The organism is Planomonospora sp. ID67723 (genome assembly GCF_015711605.1).
Classification (GTDB): Bacteria; Actinomycetota; Actinomycetes; order Streptosporangiales; family Streptosporangiaceae; genus Planomonospora_A.
Genome location: NZ_JABTEZ010000003.1, coordinates 36,891 through 50,169 on the forward strand (window position 1 = coordinate 36,891; position 13,279 = coordinate 50,169).

General features: G+C 73.0%; 14 protein-coding genes. 7 read left to right on the forward strand and 7 right to left on the reverse strand.

The annotated features are described in order from the left end of the window. Positions 1-55 precede the first annotated feature (55 nt). Positions 56-1,312, forward strand: coding sequence for an alpha/beta hydrolase family protein (locus HS041_RS21835; RefSeq protein WP_196442673.1), 1,257 nt, complete (start codon positions 56-58; stop codon positions 1,310-1,312). A gap of 418 nt (positions 1,313-1,730) precedes the next feature. On the opposite strand, the gene HS041_RS21840 is transcribed toward HS041_RS21835, so the two are convergent. The 5 genes from HS041_RS21840 to HS041_RS21860 form a co-directional block, all read right to left on the reverse strand. Beyond that, entirely contained in the window at positions 1,731-2,582 is an 852-nt protein-coding gene (locus tag HS041_RS21840; RefSeq protein WP_196442674.1) for a MerR family transcriptional regulator, read from the reverse strand. Between the two features lie 258 nt (positions 2,583-2,840). Next, on the reverse strand, positions 2,841-3,650 hold the full coding sequence (locus HS041_RS21845; protein WP_196442675.1) for a class I SAM-dependent methyltransferase: 810 nt from the start codon (positions 3,648-3,650) through the stop codon (positions 2,841-2,843). Positions 3,651-3,973: 323 nt separating this feature from the next. Then, positions 3,974-4,687, reverse strand: coding sequence for a hypothetical protein (locus HS041_RS21850; RefSeq protein ID WP_196442676.1), 714 nt, complete (start codon positions 4,685-4,687; stop codon positions 3,974-3,976). Between the two features lie 88 nt (positions 4,688-4,775). After that, positions 4,776-6,152, reverse strand: coding sequence for a sensor histidine kinase (locus HS041_RS21855; RefSeq protein ID WP_196442677.1), 1,377 nt, complete (start codon positions 6,150-6,152; stop codon positions 4,776-4,778). Continuing rightward, the gene (locus HS041_RS21860) at positions 6,149-6,829 is read right to left on the reverse strand and encodes a response regulator transcription factor (protein WP_196442678.1); all 681 of its coding nucleotides are present in this window, start codon (positions 6,827-6,829) and stop codon (positions 6,149-6,151) included. The genes HS041_RS21855 and HS041_RS21860 overlap by 4 nt, the downstream gene beginning before the upstream one ends. A 50-nt stretch (positions 6,830-6,879) precedes the next feature. Here HS041_RS21860 and HS041_RS21865 point away from each other — a divergent pair, with 50 nt between their 5' ends. Then, a complete protein-coding gene (locus HS041_RS21865) occupies positions 6,880-7,587 on the forward strand; it encodes a hypothetical protein (RefSeq protein WP_196442679.1) in 708 nt (235 codons plus the stop codon). A gap of 88 nt (positions 7,588-7,675) precedes the next feature. Here HS041_RS21865 and HS041_RS21870 read toward each other — a convergent pair whose 3' ends face one another. Then, positions 7,676-8,191: a 2-thiouracil desulfurase family protein gene (locus tag HS041_RS21870; RefSeq protein ID WP_196442680.1), complete on the reverse strand. Its 516-nt coding sequence runs from the start codon at positions 8,189-8,191 to the stop codon at positions 7,676-7,678. A gap of 86 nt (positions 8,192-8,277) precedes the next feature. Between HS041_RS21870 and HS041_RS21875 the strand changes: the two genes are divergently transcribed. The 5 genes from HS041_RS21875 (at position 8,278) to HS041_RS21895 (ending at position 12,008) form a co-directional block, all read left to right on the forward strand. Continuing rightward, a complete protein-coding gene (locus HS041_RS21875; protein WP_196442681.1) occupies positions 8,278-8,640 on the forward strand; it encodes a hypothetical protein in 363 nt (120 codons plus the stop codon). Further along, positions 8,637-9,089: a hypothetical protein gene (locus HS041_RS21880; RefSeq protein ID WP_230879548.1), complete on the forward strand. Its 453-nt coding sequence runs from the start codon at positions 8,637-8,639 to the stop codon at positions 9,087-9,089. The genes HS041_RS21875 and HS041_RS21880 overlap by 4 nt, the downstream gene beginning before the upstream one ends. Before the next feature lie 70 nt (positions 9,090-9,159). After that, positions 9,160-9,678, forward strand: a complete 519-nt coding sequence (locus HS041_RS21885) for an SRPBCC family protein (protein ID WP_307845412.1) — start codon at positions 9,160-9,162, stop codon at positions 9,676-9,678. 172 nt (positions 9,679-9,850) lie between these two features. Further along, a complete protein-coding gene (locus tag HS041_RS21890; protein WP_196442682.1) occupies positions 9,851-11,080 on the forward strand; it encodes a CynX/NimT family MFS transporter in 1,230 nt (409 codons plus the stop codon). Positions 11,081-11,150: 70 nt separating this feature from the next. After that, entirely contained in the window at positions 11,151-12,008 is an 858-nt protein-coding gene (locus HS041_RS21895; protein ID WP_196442683.1) for an alanyl-tRNA editing protein, read from the forward strand. Between the two features lie 77 nt (positions 12,009-12,085). Here the strand turns inward: HS041_RS21895 and HS041_RS21900 are convergent, their stop codons facing one another. Then, the gene (locus HS041_RS21900; RefSeq protein ID WP_196442684.1) at positions 12,086-13,249 is read right to left on the reverse strand and encodes an NAD(P)-binding protein; all 1,164 of its coding nucleotides are present in this window, start codon (positions 13,247-13,249) and stop codon (positions 12,086-12,088) included. Between the last annotated feature and the right edge of the window lie 30 nt (positions 13,250-13,279).

Consider the following 13,279-nt stretch of genomic DNA (forward strand, 5'->3'; position numbering starts at 1 on the left):
TTCCACACAGTCAAGCATCCTTGACTTGATGGAAGGCACACCTTACATTTTCGCCATGGTGAACGAGAGGCGACCCCTGAACCTGACCCGACGCTCGCTGCTCGGCGCTGCCGCGGCGTCGGCCATCGTCCCCATTGCGATGGCCACCACGGCCGCCGCCCAGCCCCGACGCGCCGCGGCTTTACCCGGTCCCGCAGCAGAAGCCCGCACGCCGGCTCCGGTGCGGCTCACGCTGTCCGCACCGAGCGGCCCCCACCCGATCGGCACGGTCTGGTTACATCTGGTCGACCGGGCACGCGTCGATCCATGGCAGCCTTCCCGTCCGGCCCGGGAACTCATGGTCCAGCTCTGGTACCCCGCGCGCGCCGCCCATGGCCACCCGTTCGCGCCGTGGATGTCACCCGCCGCCGTCCCCTTCTTCGAGCAGGCACAGGGCATCCCACCCGGCACGCTGCTCCTGCCGACCTCCCACGCCCGGGTGGCTGCACCGGTGGACCGCGGCCGGTGCGGGCGGCCGGTCGTCGTGTACTCGCCCGGCCTGCGCAGCAACCGCTGCCTCGGCACCCTTCTGGTCGAGGAGTTGGCCAGCCACGGCTACCTCGTCGTGGCCGTCGACCACACCTACGACGCCGACCGGGTCGAGTTCCCCGGTGGGCGCGTGGAGAGCTTCGCCATCACCGATGACGTCGACGACGCCCTCATCGGCAAGGCCCTGGTGGTGCGGACCGCGGACACCCGGTTCGTGCTGGATCGGCTCACGGCGCTCAACGCCGGGCACAACATCGACGCCGGGCGGCGGCGCCTGCCCCCCACCCTCACCGGCGCGTTCCGCCTGCCCCGCGTCGGCATACTCGGCCACTCCCTCGGCGGCGCCACGGCCGCCGCCGCCATGCGCGCCGACCGGCGCCTGCAGGCCGGCGTCAACCTGGATGGCAGCCTCTTATCACCCGCCACCGCGGGCACCGGCCGGCCCTTCCTCCTGTTCGGCAGCGACCCCGGTCCGGGTCCGGAAGATCCCAGCTGGGACCAGTTCTGGGCCAGTCAGCACGGCTGGAAACGCGAACTGGCCCTCATGGGCTCCACCCACACCTCGTTCACCGATCTCGAAACGCTCCTGCCCCAGGCCGCGCCCAGCCTCGGGCTCACACCCAGCCAAGTCGCGCAAGCAATCGGCACCCTCGACCCATACCGCGCCATCCACGCACAACGCGACTACGTGCGAGCGTTCTTCGACCTTCATCTACGTCACCTCGACAACCACCTGCTCCGGCACTCCTCGCCTCGCTACCCGCAGGTCCGGTTCATCCGCTGAGGGATCGGCCGTCTCCCTGGGAGACTGGTGTCGTCTGGCAATCGAGCCTGTCACCTCAAGTGAAACCACCTCTCCGATCACCGCAGGTGGGGTCGGAGCTCACTGACGATCAAAACCTTGGAGATCGCCGAGTGGGGCCCAAGCCGGTTTGGTGGACTCCAGTGATCATCGCCCGCGCGAGCTCGCGGTGCGCATCAGCAGCCTGCCGGCCCGCTCCAGACCTTGATCTGCCCCACGGCGCGGCCGTCGGCCGGCAGCCCTCGGTCAGGTGCTGAGCCGGCCGGGCGGGGGGAGCGGGCCCGGCCGTACGGCGATGCCGGAGCGGACGGTCCTGGCCCGCACGGTGCGAGCGGCGTCGGTGGGATCTCACCGTTTCCCCGGAGCGTGAGGGCGGCTCACCCCCACGCATGCGGGGGTGTCACCAAAAACGCGGTTGGGCGGGGATGGTCTCCAGGTCGGTGAGCAGCAGTTCACGGTCCTCGTCTTGTGTGATGTCTTCGGCGGCCGCCAGTGCCTGTTCGGTCCACGCGCGGGCCTGCTCCCGGTCACCGGCCACCGCGCTGGCACGGGCCAGGGCCTCGTAGCCGAAGGCCAGATCCCAATCCCCGATACCGTGGGCGCGGCAGATTTCCAGGCTGCGGCGGGCGTGATGCAGTGCCGGCTCGGCGCGTCCCAGGACCGCATACACCCGTGAGCACTGCCATTCGCCCCGGCTGCGGTTGACCGGAGCACCGACCTGGCCCCAGTGGTAGCGCGAGGCATGGGCCATGTGCAGCATCTGATCGTCGTCGTCGGCCGTGCGGCCCTCCTTCTCCAGCAATCGCCATACTCCGTTGAACAAGTCGATGGCCAGCTGCCGCTGTCCACCCGCCGCCTCGGCGAAGCCGTGCGGGTCCGTGTGGTCTGCCATGAGCATCATGACTCCGTCCTCGAGAAGGTGATCGATGCGGTGCAGGTCCCCGCGTGTCCGGTCCAGACGTGCCTGCAGGCGGCGGCGGTGCCGGGCCAGCACCCGCTGGATCTCGGCCTGGTCATCCGGCGCCGCCAGACACGCCCGTACCTGCTCCAGGGGCACGTCGACCGAGCGCAGCAGCCGGATCAGCCGGGCGTGGGCGACTTGCTGAGGCCCGTAGTAGCGGTATCCGCTGCCGGGCTCGACCAGGGCGGGCACCAGCAGGCCGATGCGGTCGTAGTGGCGCAGCGCCTTTGCCGTCAGACCGACACGACGTGCCAGCCGGCCGACCGTGATCAGTTCGGGTCCGTCCGCCATGCGCCGAATCTAGAACCTTGCCGCGCGGGAACCTCAAGCCGCAGGCGGGGGCTTTCCCGGTACGGCTTCGGGCAGGCCGTCTGGGGACGCGTGACGGATCACGCTCGCGACCTACGGCGTCGCGGCCAGCGGAAGTCACCGATCCGCGCGATCTCTGCCCTGCAGATCACGACTGAGGCCCGCGCACGCCTCTCGCCGGGCCGGATCGACGAGATCCCGTCCGATCACCTCGATCGGGCGGGATCGCGCCGTTGAAGGTCAGACCCGGGTCGCGACGGAGATCTGGTACTCCCAGTCGCTGATCACGGTCCCGTCCGTGGTGCGGTTCGACTTGGCGGCTATGGCGGCCAGGTCGTCGCGGAAGGCCCGCCGTCCCGCGTCGTCGAGCCGCTCGGCCGCCTTGAGCGTCGGGCCGTAGTTCGTGACGAAGAAGTCGGCGAAGTGCTCCGGTGAGAGGAACCGCTGCGTCACATGCGCGGTGACGAACGTCAGTGCGGAGACGCCGTCGCCGAACAGCTCGCGCACCGTACCCTCCTCACCCCAGCGGGTCGGCGGCCGGGCCGCCGGAGGCGGAGGCGCGTGGCCGCTCACGGTCCTGAGTATCTCGCCGACGAAGCCCGCCGGCGTCCAGCTGGCCAGGCCCACCCGCCCGCCGGGCCGGCACACCCGGAGCAGCTCGCCCGCCGCCCGCTGGTGATCGGCGGTGAACATGACCCCGATCGCCGAGAGCACGTAGTCGAAAGAGGCGTCCGCGAACGGCAGGCTCTCCGCGTCCGCCTCCCGGAACTCGATCTCGAGATCCTCGGCCTCGGCGCGGCGGCGGGCCTGTTCCAGCAGTGCGGGCACGTAGTCGATGCCGGTCACCGCGCAGAAGCGGCGCGCTGCGGCGAGCGCGACGTGACCGGTGCCGGTCGCCACGTCCAGGACGGTCGAGCCCGCCCGCAGGTCGGCCGCGTCGCACAGCACGTCCGCGATCGGGACGGTGAGCCAGGCGATCTTGCCGTAGTCGCCGCTGGCCCAGGTCTTCTGCTGCCGTGACTTGAGTTCTTCGAGCTCGGCTGCACTCATGATGAACGCTTCCTTCCGAACAGCTCCCGTTGTGTTGGAGCCTGTGGTCCGAGCATCCCCGATAACGGCCCCGCTGTCCCGTCGGCCGGCACCGCAACTTCGGAGGTCACAGATCGCGGATCACCCGAGCCGACCCGCACGCCGCCGCCCTGGAGCCGGTGGCCGACCAGCGCTTCCTCGTCGGATCGGATCCCTGGAGCCAGGCGCTGGGCCACGTCGGCGACGGGCTCATGCTGCTGTACGGCGGGCGGATCGATGAGGGCGAGCGGGAACTGCACGAGGCGCTCGACGGCTTCCGCGCGGCCGGCGAGCGGTGGGGCCTCTCACTCGTCCAGGCGGAGCTGGCCAGGATCGCCGAGATGCGCGGTGATCTCGGCCGGGCACTGGAGCTGATCGACGAGAGCGCGGCGCGCTCCCGCGAGCTGGGTGCCGACGACGAGGTGGCGGAGCGGCTCTGCAGGCGGGCGGCACTGCGCGCGCGCACCGGCGACGCCGAGGGTGCCCGCCGGGACGCCGAGAACGCGGCGGAGATCGCCCGCAGGGCGGGAGCGGCGGACGTGCTCGCCCAGGCGGAGCACGTCCTGGGGCGGCTGGCCCGGATCCGGGGCGACCTCGCCGGGGCGCGGCTGCTGGAGGCGGCGCTGGCCGCGTGTCCGGCGGGCTGGTTCGGGTTCGAGGAGGTCCGCGCCCTCATCATGATCGATCTGGGGCTGGTCGGGGAGGCCGGCGGGGACGCCGCCACCGCCCTTGGGTGGTACCGCCGGGCGCTGGCGGCGGGCCACCAGAACACGGGGACGGTGGCGGTGCTGGCCGAGGCGCTTTCCGGGATCGCGCTGCTGGACGGCGAGGGGGACCGCGCGGCACTGCTGCTCGGTGCCGGTACGGCGCTGCGCGGGACGTCGGCCGGGGGGCGACGACGTGGCCCGCCTGACGGCGGAGGCCCGCGCCCGGCTCGGGGACGAGGAGTTCGGCAACGCCTTCGCGCGGGGCGCTTCGATGACCCGCGAGGAGGCGCTCGCCCTGCTCGGCGCGTCCACGGCCGCGGGACCCCGGACCCCGGACCCCGGGCCGTCGGCGCGCCGGGCTGCGACGGTGCGGGGCGGGGCGGGGCGCCCGCGCGATCGGTCAGGGGGTGCGGGCCGTTCCCGACCAGCGGTTGGAGATCGCCCGCCGGGCCGCACGCGACCAGCGGTTGCGGACCAGGCGCCGGGCCACGCGCGGCGTGCGGTCCCGCTGGTCGGTGCGGAACCACAGTTGCACCCTGGCGCCGCCGAGGGAGGAGGCGTCGATCCGCAGGTCACCGCCGGAGGTCTCGGCGAGCTGGCGGGCGATGTCCAGGCCGAGCCCGGTGGAGCCCGACCCGCTGGCCCCGCGCCGCAGCGCCGCCGCGGGGTCGGGGATGCCCGGCCCCGCGTCGGCGATCAGCATGCCGACCGTGCCGGAGCCCTGGTGCAGGGTCACGGTGAACGCCGAGCCCTCAGGGGTGTGCCGGAACACGTTGCCGAGCAACGCGTCCACGACGGCGCTGAGCTCGGTGGCCGCGACCGGGACCCGGACGGGCGCGTCCGCGCCGATCAGCTCCCAGGGGCGCTGCTGGTCCTCGGCCAGGGCGGACCAGAAGGTCAGCCGCTCGCGGAGGACCTCCGCGGCGTCGCAGGAGACGAACTCCGGGGCGCGGGAGGGCGCCCGGGCCGCGGCGATGATCTGGTCGACCTCGGATTCCAGACGGCTCAGGGAGCGGCGGCTCTGCTCCGCCTCCGGTCCCAGGTGGTCGAGACTGAGCCGCAGGGCGGTCAGCGGCGTGCGCAGCCGGTGCGACAGGTCGGCGGCCATCTCGCGCTCGGCTGCGAGCAGCTGGACCACCCGGTCGGCCATGGTGTTGAAGGCCTCTCCGGCGGCGACCAGCTCCGGAGGGCCCTCGGGATCGATGCGCACGGTGAGGTCTCCGGCGCCCAGCGCGCCCGCGGCCCGGCCCAGGCGGCGGGCCGCGCGCACCACGCGCACGCCCATCCGGTCGGCGACCAGCACCGAGCCCGCGACGAGCATCACCGCGACCCCGGTCAGCACCGCCCAGGACGTGGGGACGCCCCGGGTGAGCTCCTCGGAGGGCACGAAGATCTCGATCACCACCGTCCGGCCGCCGTCCAGGGCGACAGGGCGCAGCAGGAGGACCCCGGTGTCGGTCTCGGCGGTGACGGCCCGCGCAAGCCGGGAGACGGCGGTCACGGTCGGCGCGGGTGCGCGGACCGTGCCGACCGCGCCGCCGCTCGGCAGGTGCACGGCGATGCGGTCCCCCGCGCCGGTGCTGACCAGCGCGTGGGGCAGCCGCTGCGGGTTGACGGTGATCGCCAGCACCGGGACGAGCGCAGCCGCCTGCCGCTCGGCCTCGGCCAGGGCCCGGCCCTCGGCGCTCTCCTTGACGAAGAGCCCGAGGGGGACGAGGAAGGCCAGAGCGATCATCGAGGCCCCGGCCAGCGCGAGCAGGGCGAGGGTCCGTCTCATGGCGGGGGTGCTATCAGCATGACGCCCACACCGCGCACGGTGTGGAGGTAGCGCGGGGCGGAGGCGCTCTCGCCCAGCTTGCGGCGCAGCCACGACAGGTGGACGTCGATGGTCTGGTCGTCGCCGTAGGACTGCTGCCAGACCTCGGTGAGCAGTTCCTTGCGGGAGACGACCCGGTCGGCCCGCGCGGCGAGGTAGGCCAGCAGGTCGAACTCCCGGCGCGTCAGCGTGAGGGGCGCGCCGCCCACGGTGGCCTCACGGCGGTTCAGGTCCACCGCGAGATCGCCGATGTGCAGCACCTGCGGAGGGCTCGCGGTCCGCGCCCGCCGCAGCACCGCGTCCAGCCGGGCGTTCAGGTGGTCGCCGGAGAACGGCTTGACCAGGTAATCGTCGGCTCCGGCCTCCAGCAGCCGGACGATCTCCGCCTCGTTGTCGCGGGCCGTCGCGACGATGACCGGGACGCCGGAGACGCTGCGGATCATCTTCAGCGCTTCGGACCCGTCCAGGTCGGGCAGGCCGAGGTCGAGGATCACCGCGTCCGGAGGACGTTGGGTGATCTCCCGCAACGCGTCGAGAGCCCGCCCCGCGCTGCGCACGGCATGCTGGCGCCTGCTCAGTTCCTGAATGATCGCGGAGCGCACATACTCGTCGTCTTCCACTACGAGAACGGTCGCCATGAGGTGTAACCGTAGTGAACAAAGAGACATTTGGGGTAATAATTCACCGCATGCGGCAGAAGCTTCGTTTCCTTGCGGGATGGTTCGGCGCCACGGTCCTGGCGATCTCGATCGCCTGGTTCGGCGTCCGGGACGTGTTGTACCGCGGGGTCTTCGACGATGTGAGGATCGAGCCGCTCAGCGCCGCCGACAGCAGGACGGGCGCGGCCCCGCTGCCCTCGGACTCGTCGGCCGACCCGGTGGCCCTCCTCGGCACGCCGACGGCCCTGGCCGAGACGGAGCGCCAGGCCGGGCGCGATTCCTCGCCCACCGCCCGGCCGAAGCCGGCCCGATCGGTCCCGGCGCGAACCGCCGACCCCGTCCGGCCGCGCGCTTCGGCCAGTACCCCGTCCCTGCTGGCCGCTCCACGGCCCGCCGCGAGCACAGCCGCTCCCAGACCCGCCACCCAGGCCGCTCCCCGGCCTGCCGCCACCTCGGCGGCTCCCCGGCCGGCCGCGACCACGGCCGCTCCCAGACCCACCACTCAGGCCGCGGCGGCGAACCAGGACATCCGGGTGGTGCAGGTCAAGGGCGGAACGGTCTCGTTCACCATCGAGAACGGCGCCTGCCGTCTGGTATCCGCCGTGCCGAACTCGGGCTACCAGACCAGGATCGCCCAGGCCGACGGCTGGATCCGGGTGGACCTGGTCCAGGGTGACAGCGGCTCGGCGGCCTTCTGCATCGGCCACGAGAACCGAACGGACACCTGGGAGTACTGACCCGCCGCCCGTCGCGGTACGGCGGGGCGGGCGGAGCGCGGTCCCCGGCCGGCCTCCGCCCGCGGGGGGACGGCCCGGAGGGTCCCTCTCACCGGGCCGCGGGCTCCGCGGACCCGTCGATCTCGCGGAGCCGTGCCCCCGCCTCGGCGATGTGGTCCTCGGTGAAGACCGCGATGCCGTGCAGCTCCAGCAGCGCGGCGGTGACGCCCCGGCCCGGCAGGCGACGGCCGCGGAAGGCGCCGTCGAAGATGCTCAGGGCGCCGCAGGAAGGGCTGCCCTCCTTGAGAACCGCGATCTTGATGTCGAAGGACCGGGCGACGGCGAGCGCGGCCTGGGCCCCGGCGAGGAACGCCTGGGTGACGTCGCCCCCGTCCGCGGTCAGCACCCGGGCGGCGCCGGCGAGCACGGCCGCGCCCCCGGCACCGCTCTCGATCTCGGCGGCCGGGCGGGGGACGGGCAGCCCGCCCTCGACCTCCGGGCAGAACGGCACGAGACGGCCCTCCTGCCGCCAGTCGGCCAGCAGCGCGTCGCCGCTGGTCTTGGCGGCCCCGTCGTAACGGACCTTCCGCCCCATGAGGCAGGCGCTGACCAGGATTCTCTCCATGGTTCCAGCGTAGGCGCCTCGGATCGGGGGGCGGCGTGGACGGGCAGTACCCTACTGCTCATGTCCGCAAACCTCCTGGTGACCCTATGATCGGCCCGCTCGCGACCGGCCTGATCGTGCTGGCGCTGGTGATCGCGCTGGTCAGCCTGCTGACGACCGCGATGAACAAGGCCATGGGCAACGTGCTCCTCATCGCGCTCGGCGTGCTGGAGCTCGGCCTGCTCGTCCAGGCGGGGTTCCTGATCGCCGCGCTGGTCCGGGGCGAGGGTCCGGCCGAGACGGCCACGCTGATCGGTTACATGGCGGGCACCGTGGTGATCCCGCCGGTCGCCGCCTTCTGGGGCGTGGGCGAGCGCTCGCGCTGGGGCCCGGCCGTGATCGCGGTCGCGGGCTTCGCGATCCCGGGCATGGTCGGGCGGATGCTGCAGCTCTGGCAGGGGACGGCATGAACGAGCGAGTCGACGAGGCCGGCGAGGCCCGGTCCACCACGCCCTCCGCAGCCACGGGTTCCGGAACCGAGGGCGCCGGGACGGTCGGCGCCGGGCCGGGCCGGGTCCTGGTCGCGGTCTACGGGATCTTCGCTCTCGCCGCGGGGGCGCGGGCGGCCGTGCAGATCGCGCGGCAGTTCGACGACGCCCCGCTGGCCTACGTGCTGTCGGCCTTCGCGGCCCTGGTCTACCTCGTGCTCGCGGTGGCCCTGGCCAGGGGGAACCGCGTGCTGGCGCTGGTCGCCTGCGGCGTCGAGCTGGCGGGGGTGCTCATCGTGGGCACGCTCAGCCTGGTGGATCCCGGGGCCTTCCCGAAGGCCACGGTCTGGTCCGGGTTCGGGAGCGGCTACGTCTTCATCCCGCTGGTCCTGCCCCTGCTCGGCCTTTTCTGGCTCTCGCGCCGCAAGTGACGGCATCTGGTTAGGCCCGTCCCGAACCGGGCAGAGGCAGCCTTCCCGACCCCAACAGGAAGGCAGGATAGTGAGCACCATCGAACAGTCCGTCGATGTGAACGTCCCGATCAGGACGGCCTACAACCAGTGGACGCAGTTCGAGAGCTTCCCCGAGTTCATGGAGGGCGTCGAGTCGGTCAAGCAGCTCAGTGACACCCGCACGGCGTGGATCGTCGAGATCGCCGGCGTCCGTCGCGAGTTCGAGGCGGAGATCACCGAGCAGCACCCCGACGAGCGGGTGGCCTGGAAGTCGGTGGAGCGTCCGCACCAGGCGGGCGTGGTGACCTTCCACCACCTCACGCCGGACACGACCCGGGTCACGCTCCAGATGGAGTACGACCCGGAGGGCTTCGCCGAGACGGTCGGCGACTGGCTGCAGATCGTCCGCCTGCGAGTCCGCGGTGACATGGAGCGTTTCAAGACGTTCATCGAGTCCCGCGGGGCCGAGACGGGTGCGTGGCGCGGAGACGTCCCCGGGCCGCAGGACCGGGGGCCCGGTCCGCTCCCGGGCGAGCAGCTCCCGCCGACCTCCGGCCGCCAGCTCTGACGGATTCCCCGGCATAACAGGCCCGGGCTCCTCCCTGTCAAGGGTGAGGGGTCCGGGCTTCCACTTTGTCAAGGTTTCCCCCATCAGGAACAAATCATGGTTTCAGTCCTGTTACAGTTTGGGTCAGCCAATCATCCCATGAATCTATGACTGTATGGAGGACTGAACCCGCATGAGCGTGCTCACCCATGAGAGCCGGGGCCGCACCGATGGAACGCCGGGATCCCTCGCCTGGCTGCTCGTGCTGGGAATCGTCCTCGCCGCACTGAACCTGCGCACCGCGGTCACCAGCGTCGGGCCCGTCCTCGACCAGATCTCCGCCGGTCTCGGCATGTCCGGCGCCGGCGTCGGCCTGCTCACCACACTCCCGGTGCTCATCTTCGCCACGGTCGGCGCGGTGACCCCGGCGACGGCGAGAAAGCTCGGGGAGCACCGGTTGCTCCTGCTCGGCCTGCTCGCCCTCGGCGCCGGCCTGCTGACCCGCGCGATGGTGGACTCGGCCGGGGTCTTCCTGGTCAGCAGCGCCGTGGCGCTGTCCGGCGGCGCGGTGGGCAACGTGCTCATCCCCACGCTGGTCAAGCGCCACTTCCCGGGCCGGGCCGGGACCATGACCACCGTCTACACCACCGCTCTGGCGGTCGGCACCATGCTCGCCGCCGCCGCGACCGTCCCGATCGAGCGGGCCGCCGACGGCAACTGGCACGTCGCGCTCGGGGTGTGGGCGGCCCTGGCCGCCGTCGCCGCCCTGCCCTGGCTCGTGCTGCTGCGCAGCGAGCCGGAGCGTCCCGCCGGGGCGGCCCGCCTCGGCATGAGGACGCTGGTGCGCAGCAGGCTGGCCTGGGCGGTCGCCGCGTACTTCGGCACCCAGAGCATGGTGGCCTACATCATGTTCGGCTTCCTGCCGAAGATCCTCACCGACGGCGGTCTCACCACCGGCCAGGCCGGGCTGCTCCTGGGCGTCTTCACCGCGATCGGCATCCCGGTCTCCATGATCGTGCCCTCGGTCGCCACGAGGTTCGCTGACCAGCGGCCCGTGGTGGCGGTGTTCGTGGCGCTCTACGCGGCCGGTTTCCTCGGCCTCTGGCTGGCGCCCGTCTCCTGGGCCTGGCTCTTCACGGTCCTGGTCGGGATCGGCATGGGCTCCTTCCCGCTCGCGCTGACCATGCTCGCCCTGCGCACCCGCACCCCCGAGGCCACCGCCGCGCTGTCGGCCTTCGGGCAGAGCGCCGGGTACCTCATCGCGGGTGCGGGCCCGCTGGTCGTCGGTGTGATGCACGAGTCGACCGGAGGCTGGACGGCTCCTTTCGCGCTCCTGCTCGTGGTGATCGCGGTGCAGTTCGCCGTCGGCTGGTACGCAGGTCGCGCCCGCTACCTGGAGGACGAACGGACCCCCGTCCGCTGACCCCTCCGGGAGGGGGGTACGGCCTGCGCCTCCTCGGGGGCGGCGCAGGCCGTACTGGCATCATGAGGGCATGAAGATCGAGACATCGACGCTGGTCACCTATCCGGCGGGGGAGACCCGGGGACGCTCGTCCGTCGTGGGGATCGTGCCGGTGGGGGACCGGTACGGGGTGATCGTCGCCGAGACCCCGTTCCACCCCCTCGACCACACCTGGCCCGACCAGCCCGCCGACACCGGCACGATCGGCGGGATCCCGGTGACCGACTGCGTCACCGGGGCCGTGGAGGAGGGCGGGCAGACCGTCCACCTCGGCGCGGGCATCCCGGTCCGCCGGGGCGCTCCGGGCTGGCACTGGCTCGTCGTCCACGTCATCGACGCGCTCCCGGAGGGCCCGCCGGAAGGGCTGGTCGAGCTGGCGGTGGACACCGGGCGCCGCCAGGCCCTGTCGGCCGGGCACACCGCCTGCCACCTGGCCGCCCTCGCACTCAACGCGGCGCTGGCCGACCGCTGGCGCAAGGAGGTCCCCGCCGACGGGCTGGGCAGCCCCGACTTCGACCAGACGGCCATCACCTCCTCGCGGATCGAGCCGTACGGCAGCCGCGACGTCTACCGGCTGGGCAAGTCCCTGCGCCGCAAGGGCTTCTCCGCCGAGGGCCTGGCCGAAGAGCTCCCGGAGATCGCCCGGCGGGCCGGGGACCGGCTCGAGGAATGGATCTCGGCCGACGCCCCGGTCCGGGTCGAGAGCCCCGGCGCGGAGCTGACCGCGCGCCGTACCTGGCACTGCGAGCTGCCCGAGAACGAGGTGGCCATCGCCTGCGGGGGCACCCACCTGTCGCGCACCCGCGAGCTGGGCGCGGCCACCGTCGCCCTGGAGCTGTCCGCCGACGGCTCCGAGCTGACCATGCTCACCTCCCTCTCCCCGTCCTGATCCCGGCTGTCCTGATCCCGGCCGTCCTGATCCCGGCCGGCCGGAGCGCGGCGGGGAGGACACGGGCGGCCGGGTGCTCAGGCCGCCACCCGCAGGCCGGAGGCGCGCAGGGCGGCCGCCGCCGCGGTCAGGGCGCTGTGCGAGGAGACCTCGCTGAGCATGCCGGGAGCGGCGACCGAGTCCCCGGCCAGCCAGACACCGCTGCCCCGGCCGATCGCCGGGCGGTCCCGCCACGACGTGCCGGGCAGGTCCAGGGCCCCGCTCCGGCCGTTCGCCACCGCCTCCCGCCGCCAGGTCGCGCGCTCCCGCCAGCCGGGCAGGGCGAGATCGGCCAGCCGCTCCAGCCGGGTGATCCCCCCGGCCTTCGTCTCTCCCGCCCGCAGCGGCACCTCCAGCTGCGCGAGCGTGTGCCCGGCCGGGGCGAGCGTGCGGTCCACCATGCCGTACTGCTCGACGAATCCGCCCTCGTCCAGGTCCGAGACGAAGAACACGTCCCGCGGGCTGCTGGCCAGACCGAGGTCGAGCAGGGCCGCCCGGCCGCTCTCCCAGCGCAGGGACTCGTCACCCAAGAGGGTCCTGGCCGCGTCCAGCGAGGTCGCGACGATCACAGGAGTGTCCTCCGGCAGGCGGTCGACCCGGGAGCCGGTCTCGATCCGCACACCGAGCCCGCGCGCGTGGTCGGCCATGCGCTCGACCACCCGCTGCCAGCCGCCGACGACGTAGCGCGGGGCCGGGTAGTGCGGCGAGCTCGCCCGCAGCACCCGCTCCCAGACGAACGCAGCCGACAGCCGCCCCGGATCGGCGTCGTAGGTGATGACGCCGACGAGCCCGCAGGCCGTCCGCATCGCCTCCTCGCCGAAGCGCTCGGTGGCCCAGCTCCCGAAGTCCCGGTCCACCGGGGCCACGACCCTGCGCTTGGTGAGTGCGTTCACCAGCGACCAGGGCGGGGTCAGGGTGAGGCGGCCGCCGTACCGGAACCGGCCCCGCGCAAGCTCGCCCAGCGCGGGTCTGCGGAAGGGCTGGACCAGCCCGCGGGCCGCCATCCAGCGCCACGGCTCGCCGTCGGAGTAGAAGACGTGCGTGCCGTCGTTGGCGATGTACGGCGCGGCCGACGAGCGCGCCCGCCCGCCCAGAACCCGGTGGGCCTCGTGGAGGGTGACGGCGGCGCCGCCCTCGGCGCACGCGATGGCCGCGGTCAGCCCGGCGAGGCCGCCGCCGATGATGGTGATTTCTCGTCTCATGCCGTCACGACGCAGCCGGCGGGGGCGTTC

Excerpts from the sequence above, each read along its gene's own strand:
- HS041_RS21900 (WP_196442684.1), bottom strand. The coding sequence starts at position 13,249 with ATGAGACGAGAAATCACCATCATCGGCGGCGGCCTCGCCGGGCTGACC.
- HS041_RS21875 (WP_196442681.1), top strand. The coding sequence starts at position 8,278 with ATGATCGGCCCGCTCGCGACCGGCCTGATCGTGCTGGCGCTGGTGATC.
- HS041_RS21880 (WP_230879548.1), top strand. The coding sequence starts at position 8,637 with ATGAACGAGCGAGTCGACGAGGCCGGCGAGGCCCGGTCCACCACGCCC.
- HS041_RS21840 (WP_196442674.1), bottom strand. The coding sequence starts at position 2,582 with ATGGCGGACGGACCCGAACTGATCACGGTCGGCCGGCTGGCACGTCGT.
- HS041_RS21865 (WP_196442679.1), top strand. The coding sequence starts at position 6,880 with ATGCGGCAGAAGCTTCGTTTCCTTGCGGGATGGTTCGGCGCCACGGTC.
- HS041_RS21855 (WP_196442677.1), bottom strand. The coding sequence starts at position 6,152 with ATGAGACGGACCCTCGCCCTGCTCGCGCTGGCCGGGGCCTCGATGATC.
- HS041_RS21895 (WP_196442683.1), top strand. The coding sequence starts at position 11,151 with ATGAAGATCGAGACATCGACGCTGGTCACCTATCCGGCGGGGGAGACC.
- HS041_RS21860 (WP_196442678.1), bottom strand. The coding sequence starts at position 6,829 with ATGGCGACCGTTCTCGTAGTGGAAGACGACGAGTATGTGCGCTCCGCG.
- HS041_RS21835 (WP_196442673.1), top strand. The coding sequence starts at position 56 with ATGGTGAACGAGAGGCGACCCCTGAACCTGACCCGACGCTCGCTGCTC.
- HS041_RS21845 (WP_196442675.1), bottom strand. The coding sequence starts at position 3,650 with ATGAGTGCAGCCGAGCTCGAAGAACTCAAGTCACGGCAGCAGAAGACC.
- HS041_RS21890 (WP_196442682.1), top strand. The coding sequence starts at position 9,851 with ATGAGCGTGCTCACCCATGAGAGCCGGGGCCGCACCGATGGAACGCCG.
- HS041_RS21870 (WP_196442680.1), bottom strand. The coding sequence starts at position 8,191 with ATGGAGAGAATCCTGGTCAGCGCCTGCCTCATGGGGCGGAAGGTCCGT.